Source organism: Psychrobacter sp. H26 (assembly GCF_059073035.1).
In genome coordinates this window covers 1,055,755-1,081,082 of the sequence record NZ_JCACRW010000001.1, presented here as the reverse complement: position 1 = coordinate 1,081,082, position 25,328 = coordinate 1,055,755, and the positions used below count along the sequence as shown (strand labels likewise).

Below are 25,328 nucleotides of genomic sequence, written 5' to 3'. Positions count from 1 at the left end.
GGATAAAAATGATGACAAACAACCAGGCAGCTAACCAGACAACAGATAGCGTGACAGTCATTAAAGCATTAGAAAACTTCTCCGCCCAGCGTGATGACGATGGCATCGTCACCGTTACAATTGACCAAAGCAAACGCAAAATGAATGTCATCGGTGACGGTTTTACGGAGTCGTTCGCCACAATGGTCGATAGCGTTATCAATGATGACTCAGCCAAAGGCTTGATTCTCACTTCTGCCAAAGACACCTTTGTAGTTGGCGCAGATATCGACCAATTGGGTAAGATCGAGACAGCAGAGCAAGCATTTATATTAACTGAAGCGCTCAAAGGGAGTTTGCGTCAGCTTGAAACCTCAGGCAAGCCTGTGGTCGCTGCGATGACGGGAACGGCGCTGGGCGGTGGTTTAGAGTTGGCGCTTGCCTGTCATTATCGCATTGCCATTGATACGCCGAAGGCTAAGCTTGGTCTACCTGAGGTGAAATTGGGCTTGCTGCCGGGCGGCGGCGGTACGCAGCGCTTGCCGCGATTGGTCGGTATTCAAGTGGCACTAGAGCTGATGACGCAAGGCAAAGAGTTGCGCGTCGCTGCGGCGAAAGACATCGGTCTGATTGATGCGACAGCTATCGATCATGCAGATATGCTGGTGCAGGCTAAGGACTGGATTCAAAATAATCTAAGCGTGCAGCAGCCATGGGATAAGAAAGGCTTTAAAATCCCTGGTGGTGATAGCAAACACCCCAAAGTGGTGCCTATATTCTCCATCGCCCCAGCTATGGCCAATCAAAAATCTCACGGCAACTATCCAGCGATTACTCATATTATGTCTTGTGTGTTTGAGGGCTGTTTGGTAGATATCGATACGGGACTTGAAATTGAGTCGCGTTATTTTGCCGCTTGTGTGCTGTCTACTGAATCAAAAAACATGATCAACACCCTATGGACGCAGCTGAATAATATCAAAAAAGGTCAGTCTCGCCCTCAAGGGTTTGAGCGGACACCGACCAAAAAAGTCGGTATCTTAGGGGCTGGTATGATGGGCGCAGGCATCGCTTATGTCACTGCTAAAGCAGGTATAGATGTCGTGCTATTGGATACAGATATTGCGAATGCTGAAAAAGGCAAAGCGTATTCTGCTAACATTTTGGATAAAGCCATCAGCCGAAAGCGCGCTACCGAAGAGAAAAAACAAACCCTCTTAACACGTATCACGCCAACCGTCTCTTACGATGATTTGGCTGATTGTGATCTCATCATCGAAGCAGTATTTGAAAACCGAGAAATCAAAGCCAAGTGTACCCAGCAGAGTGAGGCCGTGATTCCAAGCACAGCTATTTATGCGTCTAATACCTCAACGTTACCTATTACAGGACTGGCAAAAGCCAGCACTCGTCCAAATCAATTTATTGGTCTGCACTTTTTCTCACCAGTAGACAAGATGCCGCTCGTTGAGATCATCGTAGGCGCGCAAACCGACGATGTGACGCTCGCCAAAGCGTTCGATTATGTTTTGCAAATCGGCAAAACGCCTATCGTCGTCAATGACAGCCATGGATTTTATACTTCTAGAGTATTTGGTACCTATGTATCAGAGGGCATCGCGATGCTGGGCGAGGGTGTCCATCCGCGTAGTATCGAAGTCGCTGGATTAAGAACGGGCATGCCTATGCCGCCCCTGGCATTGCAAGATGAAGTGTCACTGAGTCTAGCGTTACATGTCAGCGAGCAGCAGCAGGTGGATATGGCAGCCGAAGGCAAATCTGTCACTGTGCGCCCTTCTTACGAGATACTAAAGACGTTGGTCAATGAGCATGGGCGCGAAGGCAAGAAAAATGGCAAAGGGTTCTATGATTATCCAGGAGACGGTAATAAGCATTTATGGCCTGAGCTTATCAACTTGTATCCACCACAGTCAGAGCAACCCTCACAGCAGGACCTAGTTGATCGCTTAATGTTTATTCAAGCCAATGAATCTGCGAGATGCTATGAAGAAAACGTCGTACGCTCGGTCGCCGATACCAATATAGGGTCTATCTTTGGCTGGGGGTTTGCCCCACAGCACGGCGGGACGCTACAGTTTATCAATGCAATGGGTGTCAGTGAGTTCGTCAAGCGTAGTCGCGAGCTGGCGGCCAAATACGGCGAACGATTCGAGCCTGCCCAGATATTGTTAGACATGGCAGCCAAAGGCGAGGCGTTCTCTGATGACTGATGTACATGTATCAAATCATGGTCAAATGGCAGATTGTCTACAAGGGTTACGAATCGTCGATTTGACTCGTAACCTGCCAGGGCCCTTTGCCACGCGCCTGCTTGCAGATCTAGGGGCAGACATCCTCAAAATAGAACCCAAACAAGGCGATCCTGCTCGCGTGTTTGGTGAGCTATTTGCGGCTTTAAACCATGGTAAGACGACTGAGAAGCATGACTTTCATGATCCTAAAGCGATAGACAGTATAAAAGCACATCTTAAAAATGCTGACGTGATGCTAGACAGCTTTCGTCCAGGTATCCTTGCGGACATCGGACTAGATGCCAAGACGCTTCATACTATCAACCCAAAGCTAGTCATGGTGTCGATTACTGGTTATGGTGTGGCAGGCAAAGACACAAGAGAAGAGTCTCACGGAAGAGAAGGTGTGCATTTAGAAGACGCCCACTTAAAAGATAACTCTCAAGTAACTCATCATTGGTCTGACAAGGCCGGTCACGATATCAATTTCATGGCTATTAGCGGTGTACTTGATCAGTTAAAAACAGCAGAGGGCGGGCAGGCCATGCCCAATATCCAGTTTGCGGACTTGGCAGGTGGTAGTGATACAGCGGTGATTGCGCTACTGGCTGCTGTGTTTGCCGCCCAGCGTACCGGCAAAGGACGACATATTGCTATTAGCATGGCGCATAGCCTTTATAATCATATGGTCATGCCAAAGGTAACCGGCAAGTTAATTAATCGTTTGTCAGGTGATACTTCAGCAACGCCGCCTATGCCGCAGCACGATTTTTTAGGTGGCGCATTGCCATGTTACCGACTGTACCAAACCGCTGACCTACGCTATATGGCCGTTGGTGCATTGGAGCTAAAATTTTGGCAAGGTTTATGCGAGGTTTTGGATTTGCCTGCCCTTAAAAACATACATTGGCAGCTTGGGATCATGCCAACTACGCCTGAAAGTCAAACAGCCACCAAAACAATGGTGGAGACATTCGCCAGTCAGACGCTTGAGCATTGGCAGGACGTATTTGCAGCAACGGATGTCTGTGTGACCCCTGTTTTGAATCTATATGAAGCTAAAGCGCATCCATTATTTTCACATCAAGACGAGCATCATACAACGCCTGGGTGGCAGCGAACCTTTTAACGACTAGTATGTAAGTAGCTTTAGCGAAAAGTGAAAGTTGGATTAGTAATTGAAGGCGATACCAAGCCGCTGCTGGCTAGTATCGTCTCTTTAGTCTGTACCATTTAGACTGCCTGTCTAAAGTAAAGTGATTGAACGTGTATATTTATAACTGTCTATCTAAAATTGTCTGAATAAGAGACAATACACTCATAAGTCCTAAATTCTTACGGTACTGAAAAATAGTATCACGTTCAAAGGCTCTTAGAGACTGAGAAATACAGACATTCAACACATTAACTTAAGCAAAAAGGCCGTTCTGAATGACCACAAATAACCCATATAACTTCCTACCTTTGCAGCCTACTGGTAGAAATGAGAACGATACTGCCAATACCTATGCTCCTGAAGATATGATCAAAATATATGAGCAGCAGTTCCTTATTCAAGTACCTGAAGATAAGCTGACAGAGTTTCTGCCAGCGCTCAAAGCGTTTTATGATATTGATAATCATACGTTAGATGTTAGTGCTATTATTTTCGATGCAATCGCAGACTCTGCTATTATTTATAATCACAAAATCAAAGTAGGCGACTATCAACTACTTGGCGGACTGGTAGAGGAAGTGATTGAATACGACGAAGACGATACAAGCGCGAATAGTGTGGAAGGTGAAGAGATCCAAGCCTACACGTTAGAGTGCCAGCGTACCTTTTTTATTAATGATGTAGAGATACCTTATCATTTCAATCTGTTTATCTACGGCGATGGTTATTCTACATTGACCAAAAAAGACACGGTACTTGAAAAGATGTATTGGTTTGTTAGAGGTCGATTCGAAGAAGACTTATTAGATGATGCTGAAGACAACGATAGCTTAGCGTCTATCAACAAGCAACTGGCTGAGTTAGGTATTCGAGAAATGGACCTGACAACTATAGATGAAATGGTCAGCTATGTAGAAAACAGTATCATAGATGATGCCATGGTAGATGAGTTAAATAGGCTTTTAGATGATGCCGAGTAAGGTAAAGCGCTATCTCATACGATGAGTAGTCATTTGTCCACCACAAAAGGGCGCTTTAGATTAGATATCTAAAGCGCCCTTTGATTACTATGGTTAAGCGCCTCTAATATCATTACGAATGTGCTGAGATGAAGTCGACAATAAACTTATTGACGACTTCTGGCTGCTCAAGTGCTACGGAGTGACCGGCCTTTGGAATGACAAACATTTTGCCGTCTGCTACCTTTTTAACAATGTTTTCTGACAGGGGTACTTCATACGCATGGTCTTGCTCACCTGCCAATACCAGCATAGGTACCTGACAGCCCTCAATCTCATCTAGTATACCCGTACGATGAATAACGCCATCGGCACTACGCGCAATGTCTGGTTCTAGCTCTAGCATATGTTCGCGCCAGTACTCACGCTCGCTTGCTCGAGAGGCATCTGCCAAGTAATCATCGCCAAACATTATGTACATAAGCGTATCGATAAATGGTTCAGTACCTTGTGCACTTAATCCTTCTACCAAAGGCGAAAAATCGGCTAGTTTGTACTCAAGCTCTCCGCTAGATCCAAGTACAATACAACCCTTTAATAAGTCTGGGCGACGAGCGGCTAAACGTAGCGCAATAAACCCGCCCATAGAGTTACCAGCGAAGAAACAAGGCTGTAGCTCAAGCGCCTCAATCAAAGCGATAGCATCATTGGTATGTGTATCCATATCAACGCTTACAAGCTCTGAACGCGCACTTTGACCTTGATCTCGATCGTCATAACTTATAATGCGAATGGTTTTAGATAACTGCTCTATCTGATGAACAAACATTTTGTGATCAAAAAATAGCGAGTGACTTAGTACCAATACTGGCGCATCTTTGGGACCGTCATCGCTATAGAACAGGGTGGTTCCGTTGACATTAATATTTGGCATGATCTTTTCCTTGTGTGAACACTATTGAGTCTGATAACACGCACAATAAATAGGGCGTCATATCTACGTTGTGTGATATCTGTGTTAATCCTTTAACCTTATTATTTGTATCAGAGTTCTTTGGTCATTGAAAGCGATGAATGGTAAGGTAGTCTTTTACTGAAGTAAGCATCAAAGTTGATGGATTGCATCAGTACCATTGTCATTATAAAAGGTACACTACGAATGACTCCGTATACGCCTGTCTGAGAGTCGCTATCATTAATAAGTCACCTTACCGCTATTTACGATTACACGACTCTGTATATATTTCTAGGTTTTTGCCCATCTCTGCTCAAAGGGTTACTGGATTTCCTATATAATGTCAGCAGTCTCGTTATGGACGTCCCATTCAATGTAGGCTTTTTTAGTAAAAATACTTCTTATCAGGTAAAACGGTGCTTTATGTTTAACGCTTCCTCGACTCGTCTAAATAAATATATCAGTGAAAGTGGTATTTGCTCACGGCGTGACGCTGACCGCTTTGTGGAGCAGGGTAACGTATACATCAATGGCAAGCGTGCTGCGGTCGGCGATCAAGTGGTCGCTGGTGATACCGTAAAAGTAAACGGACAGTTGATTGAGCCACGAGAGCCTGATGATTTTGTATTTATTGCTTTAAATAAGCCCGTGGGTATTGTGAGCACGACAGAAAGCTCTGAGAAAAACAATATTGTCGATTTTGTCAGACATGGGGTTCGTATTTTTCCGATTGGTCGACTGGACAAAGACTCTCAAGGACTGATCTTTTTGACCAACAATGGCGACCTGGTCAATAAAGTATTGCGTGCTGGTAACAACCACGAAAAAGAATATCTGGTCACGGTCAATAAGCCGATAACGGACAGCTTTATTGAAGGGCTAGCAGGTGGCGTGCCGATGCTAGGCAAAATGACGAAAAAATGCCCCGTAACTAAGGTTGCGCCCAACATATTCAATATCACACTCATTCAAGGTCTGAACCGCCAAATTCGCCGTATGTGTGAGCATTTTGGTTATGACGTCGTCAAGCTTGAACGTACACGAGTTATGAATGTCAGTCTGAAAGGACTCCCTGTAGGCGATTGGCGAGACCTCACGCCAAAGGAGTTAACTGATTTGCTCAAGGCTGTAGAGAACTCTTCGTCACAAGATAATCATTCAGGCAAAAAATCTCGTAAAGCACCAAGAAAAAAGCCTCATAACGATACCTCATCAAAGTCAAAGTCATCCTCAAAATCGGCGGGCGCTTCAAAAGGGCGTAATAAACATGCCAAGGATGATGCCAGAAAGCCAGCAGGGTCCAAAGGTAGAGATGGACGTCCCACTGGTCGTGGCAAGAATGCTGGTGGCAACGGTAAGCCCACTACAAACGGTAAGCGTCCCTCAAAAGGTCGCGGGGCTAAGCGCTCTTCACGTTAACATCTGATTGCTTTACTTATTTTGAAATGCCAGTAAGCTAAATAATTCTAACCTTAACGAGACACTATTATGTTTAAAATAAAAGTAGAGCGCATTGTCAAAAAACCAATTGATGACGTTTTTGAAGCCTTGAGTGACCATGCGAGCTATGGATCATTTAAAGCGGTAGGAGTAGCTAAGTTAGTCACTGAAGGTGATGAGGAGCGCAATGGCGTTGGCGCTTTACGCACCATTAAGACAGGACCTGTTAAGTTTTGGGAGCGAATTACAGCGTTTGAGCGTCCTACTCATATGCAATACCAAATCGAAAAATCTAAACCTATCAAGATGCGACACGACAAAGGCGTCATTGACCTAAAAGACTTGGGTGATGGCACCACACACGTGACGTGGGTATCTGAGGGTCGATTGACGGTACCATTGCCATTAGTTGGTCGTCTATTCGACCGTCAAATGCAAAAACAAGGAACCATAGGGTTTAGTAGCATACTCAAATCTATAGAAAACCGCTAATCTAGTAGTCATATGAGCTCGTCTGATGTAACTTACGGGTAGTAGCTATTTTATTTGAGCCGCTACCCGTTGGTTTTAATTGGTTTTGTTCTTGGCAGCTTCAATCTCATTAAAGCGCGCTAACTGCTCTGGCGTGGCTTTTTGTTGATATTTCTCTTTCCACTCAGCGTAAGGCATACCATAAACGAGCTCGCGTGCATCTTCGTAGTCGATGTCAATACCACGCTCTTCACCCGCAGCTTTATACCATTTAGACAAGCAGTTACGACAAAAATCAGCAAGATTCATCAGCTCGATATTCTGTACATCTTTACGCTCATCCAAATGCGCCAATAAGCGACGAAATGCCGCAGCTTCTAATTCGATATTTGATTCTAACTTTGCCATAAGGTTTTCCCTAATTGTCGTTGAGCTATTTTAAAGCTAGATGATACTAATGATATAAACATTGCGCAACCTGTGTTGAGTTATATCAAAAACATGCAAAATAAACTCAATTATAGCAGCCGTTTATCAGCTTAAAGCTTTCTAATTATAATATAACTTTAATAGTTAAAATGAGATTTCCGCTTTAAAAAGTTAGCTTGAAATGGTTACGTTCTATTCACGGTGAATTTCTTTAGTAGCCCTATTTGTGTAGCAACTGGATTGTTTAGTCCATACTAAAAATCGCTACAAGCGCCAAAAATGAGACAAAAAAAACCCTCATTTCTTATATAAGAAATGAGGGTTTTAGTGCTCTTTCAAGCCATATTTGGAGCGGGAAAAGAGATTCGAACTCTCGACCCCAACCTTGGCAAGGTTATGCTCTACCACTGAGCTATTCCCGCTAATTATCAATTGACTATCGTCAGTTGATGAAGGCGTATTATACGCAGTTTTTTTTGGGTGTCAACACCTATGACGAAAAAAATTAAAGTTATTAAAATAGGCATGTCCTCTGCCCACAAATGTATGTTATAACGGTTTATTATAATATGTATTCCAAAAGCTTTGCATATATAAATAAGCTGGAACGCATTTTATAATTTCGCTTTAATTACATTCACAGTTATCAATACTTATAAAGATAAGTCATAGGGATGAAAAATGAGTCAACAGTATACCATCGCTGATTATTTGTTTGATCGTGTTGCAGAAGCAGGTGCTTCTGAGATATTCGGCGTACCGGGTGATTTTAACTTAACTTTTTTGGACAATGTACTTGCCTCTGATAAGCTACGCTGGGTAGGTAACACCAATGAGCTAAATGCAGGCTATGCGGCCGACGGCTATGCACGCGAGCGTGGGTTTGCCGCTATGGTAACGACTTTTGGGGTAGGGGAATTATCCGCTATTAATGCGACGGCAGGTTCTTTTGCCGAGTACGCGCCTGTATTGCATATCGTAGGGGCACCAAGCACTGCTTTGCAAGATTCAAAGCGCCGTATTCATCATTCGCTGGGCGATGGCGTATTCAATCATTTTATTAAGATGGTCGAGCCTGTGACGGTAGCACGAGCGCAGATTACCCCTGAAAATGCCGCCTCAGAAATTGATAGAGTCATTCGACTGATTCTCAAAAAGCATCGTCCAGGTTACCTACTGCTTTCACCAGACGTCGCGCGTCAGCCTATCTATCCACCAACGACCAAGCTGATCGATAGTCAAGAAGATATCACCAGTCAAGCGGCATTATCGGACTTCAAGCAAGCGCTAACAGAATTCTTGCCAAATAAGACCACCACACTAATGGCAGATCTGATGGTGCATCGTTTGGGCTTACAACCACAGCTCAAAGCGTTAATCGCTGACACCGATATTCCTTATACCACGCTGTCTTGGGGTAAGACCTTACTTGATGAAAACAGCGATCGCTGGGCTGGGACTTATGCAGGTGTTGCCTCACGTCCTATCGTCAAAGATGCGGTAGAAAACTGCGAATGTCTCATAAAAGTAGGGGTGCAATATACGGACACCACTACCGCAGGATTTAGCCAAGATATTGACGAGAGTATAGTAGTCGACTTGCATTATGAGCGTGCTTCTATCAGTGGAAAGAACTTTGCACCGATTGCCTTGCAAGATGCGTTACAGGCCTTGCATGAAGTCATGACCTCTGGCATCAATATCGTACCAAAACCATTCTGTGAGCCAGTTAAGCCGCATGAACAAAAAGGCGGGGATAATGAGGCGATTCGCCAAGACGACCTATGGCATATCATTGCTGACTGCTTAGATCGTAATAACCTAGTATTCTCTGAGCAAGGAACAGCATACTTTGGTATCAGTGATGTGCGTCTGCCAGAGGGCGTGACGTCATATGGGCAGCCAATGTGGGGGTCGATCGGCTATACGTTGCCAGCCAGTTTAGGTGCAGCGGTTGCCTCGCCAGATAAGCGCAGTGTTTTATTGATTGGTGATGGTTCAGCACTACTTACTATCCAAGAACTGGCGGTTATGATTCAAGAGCGTATCAATCCAGTCATCGTCCTAATCAATAACGATGGTTATACGGTGGAGCGCGCCATCCATGGCGAGAACCAATACTACAACGATATTCCTAAATGCGATTGGCAGATCATGCCAAAAGCGTTTGGCGCCACTGAAGCGAATAGTGTATTGCTCAAAGCAGAAACAGCAGGCGAGCTAAAAGCGGCTTTAAACAAAGCTGCCGCGACTACCGATAAGCTTGTAATGATAGAAGTCATCGCTGATAAGCATGATATTCCGCCATTGCTAGCCGATATTAGCGCCGCACTAAAACCAAAGAAGGATTAAGTAACTTGTAAAAGTTTACTGAATAAAAGTGAAAACCCCATTTAGCAACATGGCTAAATGGGGTTTTTTGCGTTTTTTTATCACCCTAGTCAATTAATCAGCGATGCCTCTTATGTCAATTCGTAGACTCTAGTATCATGGCTGATTGGGCTATGTTTAGCCTTTATATTCAATAGGAGATAACCCCGTCGTGATTTGGTTAAAAATGCTTATTGGCGCGTTGATGGTACTGGCTATTCAATTATTTGCACAAACTCGGTTCTTTTATTTGGCTGCACTTGCGCCGCTGTTTCCTACCTTTACATTGATCAGTCACTTTATTGTTGGTACTGAGCGTAGTCCCGCAGATTTAAAGGTCGCGTTGATATTTAGTATGCTAGGGGTCATACCGCACCTGATTTATACCTTTGCCGTATTTTTTAGCATCAGTTATATCGGACTGTATAAAGCACTTCTATTAGGCGTCGTCGCTTGGCTGATTGCAGCGGCAATTTTGGTATTAGCATGGCAGTATATTCAGACGTAGAGTTTTATGATAGAGAGCATTCTGTGAGAATAGGGGTGCTGGATAAGATAGAGGAAGTGTAGATAGGCAAGCAAAAGATTTATGATCAAAGGCTATCTGGCGTGATGTTTGCTCACAGTGGGATAACGCAAATATTTTGGCAATCGATTACTATTATGCTGCACCACATACTAATATAACAACGATAAAAATAGGGCTTCAAAAATGGATACCTTAAATATCCTATACCTTGTAGGGTCAGTGCTAATCTTTGCCAGTATCATGGCGAGCACATTGTCGGCACGCTTAGGTGTGCCATTGCTATTACTATTTTTGATCGTCGGTATGCTGGCAGGTGAGCAGGGTATCTTGGGTATTGAGTTTTCTCAATATGGGATTGCCAACTTTGTGGGTCAAGCAGCGCTCGCCTGTATTCTATTAGACGGTGGTTTGCGTACGTCCTTTAAATCATTTCGGGTCGGTCTAAAACCTGCGATTACCTTGGCGACATGGGGCGTGCTGATCACCGTGCTGGTGCTCGGGGTGTTTGTCACATGGCTACTCGATGTCGATTGGCGTTTTGGTCTATTGATGGCGGCGATTGTGGGCTCGACCGATGCGGCAGCGGTATTCTCTCTACTGCGTAACGGCGGCGTCAAGCTCAACGATCGTGTCCAAGCCACGCTTGAGCTAGAGTCTGGTGCCAACGATCCCTTGGCTATATTGCTGGTGACAGGACTCATTGCCTTGAACGTTGATCCCGCTGGGCAAACGGTTTTTGGTTTTTTAGTTTTACTGTTGGAGCAGTTAGGCTTTGGCTTGGGAATGGGCTTGATCTTTGGTTATCTGTTATCTCGGCTATTGCCCAAGATACATCTGGCAGAGGGTATGTATGCCATTTTGATACTATCAGCAGGCTTGGCAGTGTTTGCCGCGACCAACTTGATTGGCGGTAGTGGGTTTTTGGCAGTGTATCTGACAGGGGTGCTAATAGGCAATCACAAGGTACGCTCAACCGAGCATGTGATGCGCGTGATGGACAGCTTTGCTTGGCTATCACAAGCGGTATTATTTGTGGTATTGGGACTATTGGTCACGCCATCAAACGTCCTTAATGTCTGGCATTATTCAGTGGCGATAGCGGTCTTTATGATATTTGTTGCCCGTCCTATCGCGGTCTATACGAGTGTGAAGCCATTCAAGTTTAAAGACCGCGAGATTGGGTTTATCTCTTGGGTTGGTTTGCGCGGTGCGGTACCTATTACCCTTGCTATTTTGCCTGTTATGGCGGGTATAGATAATGCCTTTATGCTGTTTGATATTGCGTTTGGGGTTGTGGTGTTGTCGCTCATATTACAAGGCACGACCATTCCTACTATGGCAAATTTATTTAAGGTGCGTATTCCGACCAATAAAGACCCGAAAGAGGAACACGAGGTCTGGGTATCAGATAAGGCGAGTATTACTTTATACGAGTTTGAAGCGCAATCAGGCGCATTTGCCATTGGCCGTCATCCTATGGGAATATCTAGAAGCATCAACCCCGATGAGATCAGCATCTTTGCACTAGTGCGGGGACAGCAAATTGTTGTGGTGGACGAAAACACAAAGCTAAAATTTGGCGATAGCGTCTGGTATGCCATGAGAGGCAATCATGCGAGTAAAATCGCCAAAATTTTCAATGATACGACTCTAGATCGTAAGGCGATTGATGATTTTTATGGCGATTGGCTACTATCTCCCAGTGTTAAGCTCGGTGATTTACCATTTTTTGCAGAAGTTATGGCGTCCGATACCCTAGTAAAAAAGCTGAAAAAGACAGATGCCAATAGCCAAGATGACATGTGGGAGCAGACGGTCGCCGAGTATATGACATCACACTTAGGTACCGCACCAGTATCAGGCGATACCATCGTAGTAAATGACGAGTGGTCGTTGATCATAAAAGAAGTGGGTGATAAAGGTAAGCTAAGAAGTATCGGTCTAAAGCACCAACAACCGTCTGCTACAGAGATGTGATAGTCATCCTGTTTTTATAGCAAATTCATCATCTTGTTTAAGAAGTCAGCTGCTTGCTTGGGCTGATTTTCCCGGTACGCCCAGTGATGCTCGACGTCGTAGCTTGCTTCATTGAGCAGAAGTATTTTCATCAGTCCCATACCCTCGTAACGCCTCGCCAGATCACGCGGTAAGTAACCAACATGATGACCTGCAAGGATAAGCTGCGCGGTCGCCTCCATATGGTAAGTGGTGGCGCTCAAGGTTTTAGGTCGGATGTGATTAATATGATGTTCAACCACATAGCCTCTTTTTATCCATGGATAATTTTGCTCTAAACCCTCAAGTGTCAAATCATCTGAGTTATAAAAAAGCCTATGCTCGCGTCCGCAGCAGACCACTTGCTTTTCAACAAATGCTGGCTGAAACGTAAGCAGCGGTGGAAAGCTGCCAAAATAACCCACACCGATATCGCTCTCGTTACTTACGAGCTTTTCTAACATGCTCTCAGGACTTTGTACGTCGATAGAAAAGTGAATCAGTGGGTTATCACGGTAGCTGCTGGCAAGACGCTGTCTAAGCGCGTCATAAAAAAACTTGGGCATCTGATCAATCAAGCACAGCCTGATATGGCCACCGTGTACTGAATCTAATTGCTTAATGTAATGCAGCTGATGCTGAAAGCTTGCGACTGATTCGGTAAAACCCAAACATGCCTCATAGACCGCCGCACCGTCCTCTGTCAGCTTAAACCCTGCTCGACCACGGTGACATAATGTCATGCCTAAACGATCTTCTAAATGAGTTAAATGACCACTGATCACCGAGGTTGTAACACTCAAACGTGACTGAGCGGCAGTGACGCCTTGGCACTCCACGATAGCCATAAAGCTACGTAGTGTTTTGATGTCTATTTTTATCAGCTCATCTAATATCAAAATCGATTCCTTTTTTCAATGACGTACTGTCTTAACATTGTCCTGCCTCGACGATGTATCTTTTTAGCCACTAGTATTTGATCAGTATTACTGCTTCTAAACTTCTGTTAATAACCGATAAAGACAATTTACTACGAAAAACCAAAAGTTTACTTCTAAATTTTACCATGGTTCCTTCCCTTATATTTATGTATTGTCAATCGTATGTAGCAAATTGTATATATAAACAAAACGGACAAGGAAGTAACTTATGACATTCAATCAACCATTAAGCGGTAACGACATGCCAAGATTTGGCGGTTTCGCTTCTATGATGCGTCTGCCAACTCAGGCTGATGCCGAAGGGTTAGATGTGGCATTCGTTGGTGTGCCTCTAGATATTGGCGCCTCGAACCGTAGCGGTGCTAGATTGGGTCCTAGACAGATTCGTGATGAGTCAAGAATGATTCGCCCTTATAACGTCGCCACGCGTGCGGCTCCCTTCGAGTCACTGCAAGTGGCCGATATCGGCGATGTTCCTATCAATACATTCAACCTGCTAAAAAGCGTTGATATCATCGAAAAATTCTATTCAGAAAAAATCGTTAAGCACGGTGCCATTCCGCTCACGCTAGGCGGCGATCATACCATCGCACTACCTATCCTGCGTGCACTCGCCAAAAAACACGGCCCTGTCGGTATGGTGCATATCGATGCTCACGCTGATATCAACGACGACATGTTTGGCGAAAAAATCGCTCATGGCACACCGTTCCGCCGCGCTGTCGAAGAAAACCTCATCGATGGCAACCGTGTGGTACAAATTGGCTTGCGCGGTACAGGTTATAGCGCCGAAGAGTTTGACTGGTCAACCCAGCAAGGATTTCGCGTCGTGCCTGCTGAAGAGTGCTGGTATAAGTCGCTTGCGCCACTCATGGCAGAAGTACGCGAAAAGCTCGGCGATGGTCCTGTTTATTTAAGTTTTGATATTGATGGGATTGACCCTGCGTTTGCGCCTGGTACGGGTACCGCTGAGATTGGTGGTTTGACCTCCACGCAAGGTATCGAAATCATTCGCGGGATGCGCGGTCTTGATGTGGTCGGTGGAGACTTGGTCGAAGTATCACCACCATATGATCCATTTGGCAACACCTCTGTACTGGCGGCAAATTTGCTGTTTGAGATGCTATGTATCTTACCAGGCGTACGCTATGACGATAAGGTAAAAGCCGTCTACTAAGAGCAGCCGCTTATTAGTTAGAGCTGCAGGTAAAGCAGCTATCCGAATAGGGTATGTGAGTAGACAAGGACATGGTTATCAGCGTTTTTTAGCCGCTGGTATGAATGCAATTTGGTTAAGGAAGACCCCAATGAGTAAATCCTCTTCGTTTTTTGGTCAAGACACACTTTCTCCAAATGAGGCTGGACAAAGTCTAGGCTCGATTGGTACGTTTGCGTTATGGTTTGGCGCCAATATTGTGGTGACGACCATTTTGACGGGCATGTTACTCGTACCTGATTTACAGTTCACGATGGCTATCACCACCGTATTCATTGGTTCATTGATTGGGGCGATTCCGCTGCTGTTGGTCGGTCTAATGGGGCAGCGTACCGGACTGCCATCGATGGCGCTGACGCGCCGTGCTTATGGCCCCGTTGGTAGTCAATTGATCTCGTTAGTAAATATGGGTGTGCTGATTGCGTGGAGCTGTATTCAGGCGCTATTGGCTGGCATGAGTCTTGATTACGCGGTTGAGGCCACCACAGGTTATAGCAACTTGCCACTGTTTGTGATTTTGTGCGAGACCGTGGTGGTGCTGATTGTGCTACGTGGTCACCTTGGCATCGAGCTTGTCGAACGCTGGGCTGCATTGGCAATGGCGGCGCTTACCGTTATAGTGCTCTATCAACTCAACCAACATTACGATGTCTCAAGACTTTTTGAGATGCCTGTTGAGTCGCGTAATGGCATTACATTAGGTATCGCCTTTGATATTGTCATCGCCACTGCCTTCTCGTGGATGTCGTCTGCCGCCGATTACAATCGCAATTGTAAATCCCCAAAAGTTGCCATATGGGGTACATATTTTGGTTACATTGTGGCAGCCATCGTTGCCATGGGGTTGGGCGCTACTATCTCAGGTCTGTCTATCATGTATGGTATGGAGCAGACTTATGATCCGACGCGCTTGCTCGCTGACTTTGGTTTTGGCCTGCCAGCCGCACTGGTTATTTTCTTCTCGGTCATGACGACCAATGTCATGGCAGTCTATAGCGCCACGCTTTCTTGTATGAACATTAAACCCAATATGAGCTTTTGGAAGCCTGCTCTTATCATTGGTCTGGTCACTATTTTTGGCGCGTTGATTCCGGGTATTTTAGATCAGTTCCAAAACTTCCTGCTGATCGTAGGCGCGCTATTTATCCCCGCATTTTCCGTTATGATTGTCGATTATTACCTTGTTAGTAAAGAAGGCTATACGGCAAAACTGCTTGATGCGACTCATCAATTGGGACGTCCTACTGCAAAGATTGCGATTGCAGCTTATGTGATGGGTGCGGCTCTAGCGGCTTATTGGACATTGATTGCTCCGCCGTCGTTTGGTGCATCGTTACCCGTCTTTATTATTACAGGTGGACTCTACTGGTTAGGCGCGACGGTGTTTACCCGTCCGAATGATGCCATTATTTCCGCTAACGAGGAGCCATCATTATGAAACTGATGATTGCTCAAACCAATCCCTTATGGTCTGAACCATCTGCCAACCTAGATGCACTAGAATCGCTTTGCCGCCTAGCCGTTGAGGCAAAAGTAGATCTGATCGCACTACCAGAGCTTGCATTTACAGGCTACAACATCTTTGAGCGCCTTGATGATTTAGCGGAAGCGATCGATGGGCCAATTGTGGCTCAAGTGGCAAAGCTTGCTAATCAGTACAATTTACATGTGTTATTTGGTCTTGCTGAACGGCGAGATAGTGGTGGGCTGAGTAATGTTGCCGTTCTAATAGACGACAACGGACAGCGCCTTGCCACTTATGATAAGCGCTACCTGTGGGATCGCGAACACGAGTTTTTTACAGCAGGTAAAAATCCCTGTGTGGTCGATACGCGTTTTGGCAAATTAGGCTTGATGATTTGCTATGACAACGAATTCCCAGAAGTAGCTAGAGAGCTTGTGCAAGCAGGCGCGCAGATCATCCTATCACCGACAGCCAATATGCTGCCAAATGCAGAACGTCAGGTGCTTCAAGTGCGCGCTCGCGCCATGGACAATCAATGCTTTGTCGCTTGTATCAACCGCTCGGGCATAGAAGAAAACCTTCATTATTGTGGCAATAGCATTGTCGCCGGTCCCGATGGTGAGGTGCTCGGCAGACTTGGCCTAACGGCTGGCACGATGATCGTCGATATCGATTTCGCCCGTATTGATGAGAGCCGTACACACCAAAACTATCTTAGTGACTTAAATACCAGTGACTTAAATCTCAGCCGCTTGGATATTTCTAATGGAGCTGACTTATGAGTAAACAATCACTAGCGCTTATCAAACCAGAGAACTGGTATCGCACCACCGCGCATAGCGATGGTGTCACGCTCATCGATGAGCCGTGGATTAAGCCGTTTTTTCGCTGCAATCTGTGGCACGTGCGCGGCAGCCAGCGCGATTTGTTAGTCGATTTTGGATTAGGGGCAGTACCGCTGCGTCGTCACGTTGCTCTACTCACAGATCGCGATATCGTGGGCGTTGCCAGTCATACGCATTTTGATCACATCGGCGCTGCCAGCGAGTTTGACTGCTGTCACGTGCATTCTGCTGAAGCGCATATTCTCGCTGAGCCAGACAATGCCCGTACGCTGGCAGATATGTTCGTCAATGACGAGATGTTTGACGCGCTACCGCCCGAGCCTTACGCTCATTGCGGCTACAAAATTGCTGCACCTGCCAAAATTATGCCATTAGAAGATGGTGACATGATTGATTTGGGCAATCGTCAATTTGAGGTGATTCATACACCCGGTCACTCACCAGGCGGTATCGCCTTGTGGGAAGCGGCTAGCGAAACGCTCATTTCTGGCGATCTTATCTATGACGGTCCATTGATCGAAGATACATGGCATAGCGACATGACTGACTATGCCAAAAGCATGCGCCGTCTCAATGCGCTGCCTGTGCGTGTCGTTCATGGCGGTCACTTTCCTAGTTTTTCAGGCAAGCGTTTACACGTGATGATTGATGACTGGTTACGCCATCATGATTTGTGATTGATCGCATTTAGATAGAATCTAAAACAAATGGCTATTCAACATAAATAGCTACTGAAAATAGATAACAACGCTATAAATAACCACGATAAGCAATAAGCGATTTTCCATACTTACTGACTCTTTTAGGATAATTACCCCATGACCCAATTGACACAAACGCCTCCTGTATCACCCAAAATCCCGTCTCTTACTTGTGGTGAGTTGCTCGTCCAGTGGCTAGAATATTACGGGGTAGAGACGGTGTTTGGCATACCGGGCGTGCATACGGTAGAGCTATATCGCGGTCTACCGAGTACCAATATTCGTCATATAACCCCGCGTCACGAGCAGGGTGCTGGGTTCATGGCAGATGGTTATTACCGTGCCTCAGGCAAGATTGGCGTGTGTTTTATCATCACAGGCCCTGGCATGACCAATATCATGACAGCGATGGCGCAAGCACTGGCTGACTCTATACCGATGCTGGTGATCTCTAGCGTCAATAAGGTAAAAGACACGGGGAGCGGGGAGGGGCATTTGCATGAACTGCACGATCAGCAAGGCATGGTCAGTAAGGTAGCACTCACGAGCAAAACCATCTGGCAGCCTGAGACATTGCCCAAAGTTATCGCCGAAGCATTTGCATTATTTAATGGCGCACGTCCAGGACCAGTCCATATTCAGTTGCCTATTGATGTCATTACCGCTGATGCCAGCCATGTTGCCAAGCCGCCCAGCTTAAAAGGTATGGCTAATAGTCTAAATTCACCACAAGTGATGAGACCACTACCAAACTCTGCGCAGTTAGATCTGATTATCGAATCATTAAAAATCGCGAAAAACCCAGTGCTGCTTTATGGTGGTGGCTGCGTCGATGTCGATCACGATGCACAAAGATTGGCAGAGCTGATCGATGCGCCTACGTTTTTGACCATCAATGCTAAAGGATTACTGCCACCTAGCCATCCGTTAAGTCTAGGCAGTAACCAGTCATTAGACGCGGGTCGAGCGGTGATTACAGAGGCAGATTGGGTGCTCGCCATTGGTACGGAGCTTGGCGAGACCGATTACGATGTGTTCTTTAATGGTGAGTTCAAAATCAATGGCACACTAGTGCGTATCGACTGTGATGCTGAGCAGTTGCAGCGTCCATTTATCGCGGATATCGCGGTATTGTCTGACGCACAGATGGCTGTCAGTGGTCTATGCAATCGTTTAGAAACTCAGATATTAAACGGGCAGGTATTCGACCATCAGGCATTGTCACGAGTGAATGCTGCAAAACAAGCGCTCATAGAAGAGACAACCCCAGACTTTGCCGGTCAAAACGCCTTGCTAAAACTGATTCGAGATGAGGTGGAAGGCGTGATTTTTGTGGGCGACTCAACCCAGCCTGTCTATAGCGGCAACCTTGGTTTTGAAGCATTGGCACCGCGCAAATGGTTTAACTCCTCAACGGGCTTTGGCACGCTAGGTTATGGTTTGCCCGCTGCGATCGGGGCTATGATTGGTTCAAACCTACCAGTCGTCAGCTTAATCGGAGATGGTGGTATTCAATTTACCATTGCGGAACTTATTTGTGCAGCCGAGCTTGAACTGCCATTGATTGTACTGCTGTGGAACAACCAAGGCTATGGCGAGATTCGCCGTTATATGGAAGAGGGCGGTTTGCCACTGATCGGTGTCAATATCAAAACGCCAAACTTTGAACCATTAGCTGCAGGATTTGGCGCTGGTTATCGCAGAATTACCGATAAGCAGCAGCTGCTAGAGTCGTTGCAATCAGATATCAAAGGCAAGCAGCCAATCATCTATGAGATTGATGAAGCGGATGAGTTTTTAGAAGAAATGGGGAAAACTATCACTTATTTTAGCTAACGCTATCAATATTAGCGCTACTAATAATAAAACTGATTGTTCAAGGAAGTACGTCAACGATGCCAAATGCCAACAACTTGTCGGAAAATAGACAGAAGCGAATACCGCGCTTGTTAGCAGAATTGACGGCTGTGGTTGGCGTGAGTAATGTGTTGACCAGCCGTAGCCAGCAACAACCTTATGTACAAGGGGCAATTAAGGCAGTGACGGATGTTACCGTGGCCGTTGTGACACCGCCCTCACTTGTGGCACTATGGCGCGCTATTAATATCTGTGCCGCTGCGGACGTAGTTATCATCGCGCAAGCGGCCAATACAGGATTGACCGGTGGCTCAACACTGAACGGTGAGTATGACCGACCACTAGTCGTGATGTCCATGCAGTTATTGGGCGGCATGCACTTGCTCAACGATGCAACAGAGCTGGTTGCTTTGCCAGCCGCTACTTTGCAGCAGTTAGAGTCAACGCTTGCGCCATTAGGACGTGAGCCACACTCTGTACTGGGCTCTAGCTGTGTTGGGGCATCAGTGATAGGTGGTATCTGCAATAGCTCAGGCGGTATGCTGGTGCAGCGTGGCCCTGCCTATACTGAGATGGCGTTATTTGCCAGACGCAATGCCCAAGGCGCGTTTGAGCTGATCAATCATTTAGGGCTGAATCTGGGGACGTATCCAGAAGAGATACTTGAGAACTTGCAAACAGGCAGGTTCCAAAAACAGTTAGACAGTACGAGCAGTAAAGCCTGCAACCAGCACTATCAACACAAAGTACGTGATTGCGATGCCGATACTCCAGCTAGATTTAATAATGATGCTAGCGGTCTGTATGAAGCATCTGGCTCAGCGGGCAAGGTAATCGTATTTGCGGTTAGAGTGGCGACATTTGCCAAACCCAAGCAAGAGCAAACGTTTTATATTTCGTCTGATGACGCAGATACCTTGACGGCACTCAGACAGCAGTGGTTAAAAAGCGAGCTGGCTCTGCCTGTCTTAGCAGAATATATGCACAAAGACTACAACGAGATTACGTTGGGTTATGGTCGTGACATTTGTCTGAGTATGCGCAAACTACCTGCTAGCAAGATAGGATTGCTGTATCGGCTGCAAGCAACCATAGGCTATTATCTGGACAAGTGGCATCTACCAAAGACGTTGCCTGATCGGATATTGCAACTGATCTCTAGGGTTGTGCCGCCATCATTACCTGTCTCGTTGAGTACGCAGGCGCGCTCATATCAGTACCATCTGATTATTAAGGTGGCAAATGGCATCGATGGTAATCGTAGTAACAGTAATAACGATAACATTGCCGCTGCGCAGACGTTTTTGCAACACCATATGCAGCAGTATCAAGGCACATTACATACGTGTACAGAGACTGAATCACAAGCGCTATTGGTTTTTCGCAGTGCTGCTACAGCTGCTATGTTCCGTTATCACAATCTCAACCACACTGAATTTGGTGAGCTGCTATCGACTGACATCGCCTTGCCAAGAAACGCTGTAGATTGGGATGAAGTGTTACCCAAGCATCTGCAAGATCAAGTCAGCAAAACCTTTTATTTGGGACATTTTTTTTGTCATGTCCTGCATCAAGATTACTTGTTACACCCAACTACTAATGCCAAGCAGTTCAAGGAAGAGCTCTTAGCATTTTATGACCAGCGTCATATTGAATATCCTGCTGAACATAATGTCGGGCACATGTATTCCGCCAAGGCTGAATTAAAGCACTTTTATAAAAAACTGGATCCAACCAACTCGTTAAATCCAGGTATCGGTCAGACAGAAAAATGGAAAAACTGGCGATCATCGCCCATTAAGGAGAAGTTAAATGACGAATGCTATTGATAAATCGCAGCAGCCGATTTTAGGGAACAATACTGTCGACCCAGAAACGCCGCAGGCAGGGCAGTGGCGCGCAGCAATGTGGAAGTTTCTATTGTTCTCAGCATTGGGTATTGCCCTATTTATCATACCGTTTGAGTGGGATGGTAAGGTCACGATTTTGTTGGGCGTGTTAACCGATACGTTGCAAGCAGTATTAGGCGGGTTTGTGGTTTATATTGCCATGGCAATTGTGACCATTTCTGCGCTGGGCGCGCTGGCAGTCAAGGTGCTAAAACCCAATCTGCCTGAAGACTCACTGATAAAAAACCTTTTTGATGTTGATTGGTTTTGGCTGACCACCCGATTTTTGGGTATGCTATTTGTGTGGATGATTTATCTACAGATCGGTCCTGAATTTATTATCAATCGTAATACCGGCGGCGTCATTTTTGAAGATTTGATTCCTATCCTCATTCCGTTATTTTTCTTTGCCATTTTATCACTGCCATTTTTGACTGATTTTGGTTTGATGGAGTTTTTGGGCACCTTAGCCAGTAAGATTTTTATAAAGCTGTTTAAATTGCCGGGTCGCTCAGCTGTTGATGCCATGTCTTCATGGTTTGGAGCGGCGTCTATTGGTTTGCTGGTCACCATGCAGCAGTATGATAAGAGCTTTTATAGCCAGCGTGAAGCAGCCATCATCGCCACTACCTTTTCAGTGACCTCTATCGCCTTTACCTATGTTGTTGCCAAAACCATCGGCGTGGACGATAACTTTGTCTACTTTTATCTAACCATTGCGCTGACTGGTTTTATCGCTGCAATCATTATGCCGCGTATACCGCCACTATCACTAAAACCCGATACCTATCATGCTGGCAAAAGCATGCTGGACGAAGGTATTCCTGCACAGTACACCACTTATCAGTGGGCGATCAATCGCGCCGTCACGCGTGCACACTCTATGCCGAGCTTGGGTTATGTGTTCAAACGCAGCGTTGGTAACTTGTTCGATATCTACTTTGGACTGATTCCTGTTATTTTTGCTATCGGCACCATTGGTCTTGGATTAGCAGAGTACACGCCTGTCTTTAATTGGCTTGCGACCCCACTTGTGCCATTGCTTGAATGGTTGCAGATTCCAGAGGCCGCAAAAGCCGCGCCAGCTATGATTATGGGCTTTGCAGATATGTACTTGCCAGCACTGGTTGGCAAGAGTATTGAGAGTGAGATGACAAGATTTATCGTTGGTGCGGCCTCAATCACTCAGATTATCTACATGTCTGAAGTCGGTGCGCTTATCTTAAAATCAAACATCAAACTCAACGTATTAGAGCTGTTTTTTATCTTTATGCTGCGTACGCTTATTAGCTTGGTAGTGATTACCTCAGTGGCGCATCTACTGTATTAGACAGTTACGTTACGATGAGGTTTGGCTAAACGATACGGCAACTGGTGGTCCTGCTATTTTGATATAAGTGTGTAGGTCGCCATTAGTTATAGGATGCCTATAACCATCATCAGTAAAGTAAACACTATAAAAAATAAGAGGTAAGAATACTCATGAATACAGCAAACGCTACATACCTAACCAGACAAAAGGCCCAACAGGTCGCCCAAGAAGAAGTGGTATTAAATGCCGCTTATATTAATGGCGACTGGGTCGCTATTGACAGCCTCACGACCGATTCTGATAATAAAAATAGCCATGCCCTATATGACCCCAACTCAGGCGAAATAATTGCCACGACACGCTTGTGTAGCAGCGCTCATGTCGAATCAGCAGTCAGTGCTGCTACTGAGGCTTATGCCAGCTGGTCACAGACTGATGTGAGCATACGCGCCCGTTATCTAAGCGCGATTGCAGAGTCTATGGAGCAGCAGTTTGATAAATTGGTTGGGCTATCGGTGCTAAACAACGGCAAGCCAATTGAGGAGGCCAAGATAGACGTTGGTGATGCGATTGCTTGCTATCGCTATTATGCCACTCTCATCACCGATCAGGCCACATGGTCTGAGGTATCTACGCTTGAGTCGGGCATCAGGCTGCTAAAGACGTACGCGCCTGTGGGTATTTGTGCGCTGATCACCCCTTGGAACTTTCCGATGGTGACGACAGCTTGGAAGCTAGCACCAGCGCTAGCGGCAGGCTGTACGGTATTATTAAAGCCGTCTGAGGTGACCCTATTGCCAGAGCTGATGCTGGGTAATATCTTGTCCCAGATAGGATTGCCCAAAGGCGTGGTAAATATCTTACCGGGAGCAGCTGAAGTGGGCGCTGCTATGAGCAGTCATCCACGGATTGATAAAGTTTCATTTACCGGGAGTAATGCGGTCGGTGAAAAGGTCATGAATCAAGCAGCCAAAAACGTCAAAGATATCAGCCTAGAGCTGGGCGGTAAATCTGCCATCGTAGTCTGTGCAGATGCCGATATTGATCACGCTTGTGATTTGATTATTGGTGGTATATTTACCAACGCGGGTCAAATATGTTCAGCAACTTCACGGCTAATTGTTCACCAAAGTATTGCTGAGTCGCTATTTGAGACCTTAAAAGCAAAAACGACAAATCTACAAATCGGTGACGGTTTTGATACCGATACTCAAATGGGTCCATTGGTGAGCGCGCAGCAACTAGACCAAGTCAAAAAATACGTTGATATTGCCACGACCGAGCAGCTCACGTGCTTAACGGGTGGCAAGATAGTGGATAGCGCAGGATATTTTGCAACGCCAACCATCTATACAGATGTGCCAACGACCAGTCAGTTATGGATGGAAGAAGTGTTTGGCCCTGTATTGGTCAGTACAATTTTTACCGAAGCGTCAGAAGCCATTCGCTTAGCCAATGATAGCAAATTTGCCTTGGCAGCGACTATCGTGAGTGCCGATGAGACTGTAGCGCTAGAAATGGCACTACAAATCCAAGCAGGTCACTTTTGGATTAATGAGCAGCAAATCGTGTTGCCAGAAGCGGGCTGGGGCGGATTTAAGCAAAGCGGTATCGGCCGCGAGCTGGGCGGCGATGGTTTATCTGCTTACCAAAAGAGCAAGCACGTACTGCTGACACAATGAATGCTCACTGATTAGATTGCTTATGCTTCTATAAGATACTTTAGAGCCGTGCCCCTAGCTATATGGTGATTGATAGCTAGGGGCATTAGCATCTTATGTTCTATTGACTAATTTGTTTACTATATCAAGGTTGTTAACGTTATTAAAAGGCATTAACTTTACTGGAGGGCTCATTCAGGATAAAATTGAGCAATCATTCAAATTTATCGCCGTGCTCATTTTTATATGATGTCACGGCTTTTTACATGGGGCATAGTATGTCACGCAGCGCACTCTACAATCGTCAAGACGCTCTGGAGCGAGCATTACAGCTTTTTTGGCAAAAGGGCTTTCATGCCACTTCCCTAAAAGATATCGAACAAGCGCTCGATATGCGTCCAGGGAGTATTTATGCTGCTTTTGGCAGTAAAGATGGCCTGTTTCAAGAGGCGCTAGAATACTACGCTCGCCTAGGACTGACCGAGCTTGAGCGTGTATTGAGCCATCATCAAACGCCTTTATCAGGTTTGGCCGCTTATATCAGGCAGCTGGGCGGTATTCGTGATAAAGCATTGCCGAGCCGTGCTTGTATGCTGGTCAAAAGCTTATTAGAGCTAGGCGCTCGTGAGCAGGCGGCACTAGAGAAAGTTGAGCTGCTACTGGTAGGGATGGAGACGCGATTTATAGAGTGCTTTAAAAAGGCTCAGCAGATAGGTGAGATAGACAGTCAGCTTGATGCAGTGAGGCTAGGACGACGACTACAGGCGGAGGTCATGGGTCTGCGTGCATTCGCACAGCGTGATGTCGATAGTGCGGCGATTCATAATCTTGCTGAAGATATGGCCTCATCTATAGAAGCGCTGCGACTTGATCATTCAGCAAAAGCCTAGCAGTGGATTAGATATC

The 25,328-nt window shown here is 45.8% G+C and carries 20 protein-coding genes and 1 tRNA gene; 17 read left to right on the top strand and 4 right to left on the bottom strand.

Annotated elements, in window-relative coordinates; genetic code table 11:
- Positions 1 to 8 precede the first annotated feature (8 nt).
- The 3 genes from AC5JPT_RS04390 (at position 9) to AC5JPT_RS04380 (ending at position 4,367) form a co-directional block, all read left to right on the top strand.
- Positions 9 to 2,210 (top strand): 3-hydroxyacyl-CoA dehydrogenase NAD-binding domain-containing protein, encoded by a 2,202-nt coding sequence (locus tag AC5JPT_RS04390; protein ID WP_493857249.1) that lies wholly within the window; start codon positions 9 to 11, stop codon positions 2,208 to 2,210.
- Positions 2,203 to 3,360 carry a CaiB/BaiF CoA transferase family protein gene (locus tag AC5JPT_RS04385; protein ID WP_493857248.1) on the top strand — a complete coding sequence of 386 codons (1,158 nt, stop codon included), beginning with the start codon at positions 2,203 to 2,205 and terminating at the stop codon, positions 3,358 to 3,360. Before AC5JPT_RS04390 ends, AC5JPT_RS04385 begins: the two co-directional genes overlap by 8 nt.
- 302 nt (positions 3,361 to 3,662) lie before the next feature.
- Positions 3,663 to 4,367: a hypothetical protein gene (locus tag AC5JPT_RS04380; protein WP_493857247.1), complete on the top strand. Its 705-nt coding sequence runs from the start codon at positions 3,663 to 3,665 to the stop codon at positions 4,365 to 4,367.
- A gap of 112 nt (positions 4,368 to 4,479) precedes the next feature.
- Here the strand turns inward: AC5JPT_RS04380 and AC5JPT_RS04375 are convergent, their stop codons facing one another.
- Positions 4,480 to 5,280 carry an alpha/beta fold hydrolase gene (locus AC5JPT_RS04375; protein ID WP_493857246.1) on the bottom strand — a complete coding sequence of 267 codons (801 nt, stop codon included), beginning with the start codon at positions 5,278 to 5,280 and terminating at the stop codon, positions 4,480 to 4,482.
- Between the two features lie 444 nt (positions 5,281 to 5,724).
- Here AC5JPT_RS04375 and rluF point away from each other — a divergent pair, with 444 nt between their 5' ends.
- Entirely contained in the window at positions 5,725 to 6,720 is a 996-nt protein-coding gene (rluF, locus tag AC5JPT_RS04370; protein WP_493857245.1) for a 23S rRNA pseudouridine(2604) synthase RluF, read from the top strand.
- 69 nt (positions 6,721 to 6,789) lie between these two features.
- Positions 6,790 to 7,233, top strand: coding sequence for an SRPBCC family protein (locus AC5JPT_RS04365; RefSeq protein WP_443526352.1), 444 nt, complete (start codon positions 6,790 to 6,792; stop codon positions 7,231 to 7,233).
- Positions 7,234 to 7,308: 75 nt separating this feature from the next.
- Here the strand turns inward: AC5JPT_RS04365 and AC5JPT_RS04360 are convergent, their stop codons facing one another.
- Positions 7,309 to 7,620: a DUF1244 domain-containing protein gene (locus AC5JPT_RS04360; protein ID WP_319050448.1), complete on the bottom strand. Its 312-nt coding sequence runs from the start codon at positions 7,618 to 7,620 to the stop codon at positions 7,309 to 7,311.
- Positions 7,621 to 7,988: 368 nt separating this feature from the next.
- A tRNA-Gly gene (locus AC5JPT_RS04355) sits at positions 7,989 to 8,063 on the bottom strand.
- Positions 8,064 to 8,322: 259 nt separating this feature from the next.
- On the opposite strand from AC5JPT_RS04355, the gene AC5JPT_RS04350 reads away from it, so the two are divergent.
- From AC5JPT_RS04350 to AC5JPT_RS04340, 3 genes are all read left to right on the top strand, one after another.
- Complete coding sequence (locus AC5JPT_RS04350) at positions 8,323 to 9,993, top strand: alpha-keto acid decarboxylase family protein (protein ID WP_493842966.1); 1,671 nt, start codon at positions 8,323 to 8,325, stop codon at positions 9,991 to 9,993.
- 190 nt (positions 9,994 to 10,183) lie between these two features.
- Positions 10,184 to 10,519 carry a GlpM family protein gene (locus tag AC5JPT_RS04345; RefSeq protein WP_319052153.1) on the top strand — a complete coding sequence of 112 codons (336 nt, stop codon included), beginning with the start codon at positions 10,184 to 10,186 and terminating at the stop codon, positions 10,517 to 10,519.
- Positions 10,520 to 10,723: 204 nt separating this feature from the next.
- Complete coding sequence (locus AC5JPT_RS04340) at positions 10,724 to 12,517, top strand: potassium/proton antiporter (RefSeq protein WP_493857244.1); 1,794 nt, start codon at positions 10,724 to 10,726, stop codon at positions 12,515 to 12,517.
- A 14-nt stretch (positions 12,518 to 12,531) separates the two neighbouring features.
- On the opposite strand, the gene AC5JPT_RS04335 is transcribed toward AC5JPT_RS04340, so the two are convergent.
- Entirely contained in the window at positions 12,532 to 13,434 is a 903-nt protein-coding gene (locus AC5JPT_RS04335) for a LysR family transcriptional regulator (protein WP_493857243.1), read from the bottom strand.
- 250 nt (positions 13,435 to 13,684) lie between these two features.
- Between AC5JPT_RS04335 and speB the strand changes: the two genes are divergently transcribed.
- From speB to AC5JPT_RS04290, 9 genes are all read left to right on the top strand, one after another.
- Complete coding sequence (gene speB, locus AC5JPT_RS04330; protein ID WP_443526363.1) at positions 13,685 to 14,653, top strand: agmatinase; 969 nt, start codon at positions 13,685 to 13,687, stop codon at positions 14,651 to 14,653.
- A gap of 130 nt (positions 14,654 to 14,783) precedes the next feature.
- Entirely contained in the window at positions 14,784 to 16,130 is a 1,347-nt protein-coding gene (locus AC5JPT_RS04325; RefSeq protein WP_493857242.1) for a purine-cytosine permease family protein, read from the top strand.
- Positions 16,127 to 16,939, top strand: coding sequence for a carbon-nitrogen hydrolase family protein (locus tag AC5JPT_RS04320; protein WP_493857241.1), 813 nt, complete (start codon positions 16,127 to 16,129; stop codon positions 16,937 to 16,939). Before AC5JPT_RS04325 ends, AC5JPT_RS04320 begins: the two co-directional genes overlap by 4 nt.
- A complete protein-coding gene (locus tag AC5JPT_RS04315) occupies positions 16,936 to 17,679 on the top strand; it encodes an MBL fold metallo-hydrolase (RefSeq protein ID WP_493857240.1) in 744 nt (247 codons plus the stop codon). Before AC5JPT_RS04320 ends, AC5JPT_RS04315 begins: the two co-directional genes overlap by 4 nt.
- Before the next feature lie 141 nt (positions 17,680 to 17,820).
- Positions 17,821 to 19,539 carry a 5-guanidino-2-oxopentanoate decarboxylase gene (locus AC5JPT_RS04310; protein WP_493857239.1) on the top strand — a complete coding sequence of 573 codons (1,719 nt, stop codon included), beginning with the start codon at positions 17,821 to 17,823 and terminating at the stop codon, positions 19,537 to 19,539.
- Between the two features lie 59 nt (positions 19,540 to 19,598).
- Entirely contained in the window at positions 19,599 to 21,389 is a 1,791-nt protein-coding gene (dld, locus tag AC5JPT_RS04305) for a D-lactate dehydrogenase (protein WP_493857238.1), read from the top strand.
- On the top strand, positions 21,373 to 22,779 hold the full coding sequence (locus AC5JPT_RS04300) for a YjiH family protein (RefSeq protein WP_493857237.1): 1,407 nt from the start codon (positions 21,373 to 21,375) through the stop codon (positions 22,777 to 22,779). The genes dld and AC5JPT_RS04300 overlap by 17 nt, the downstream gene beginning before the upstream one ends.
- A gap of 152 nt (positions 22,780 to 22,931) precedes the next feature.
- Positions 22,932 to 24,443, top strand: coding sequence for an aldehyde dehydrogenase family protein (locus AC5JPT_RS04295; protein ID WP_493857236.1), 1,512 nt, complete (start codon positions 22,932 to 22,934; stop codon positions 24,441 to 24,443).
- A gap of 257 nt (positions 24,444 to 24,700) precedes the next feature.
- The gene (locus AC5JPT_RS04290; RefSeq protein ID WP_493857235.1) at positions 24,701 to 25,312 is read left to right on the top strand and encodes a TetR/AcrR family transcriptional regulator; all 612 of its coding nucleotides are present in this window, start codon (positions 24,701 to 24,703) and stop codon (positions 25,310 to 25,312) included.
- Positions 25,313 to 25,328: the final 16 nt, after the last annotated feature.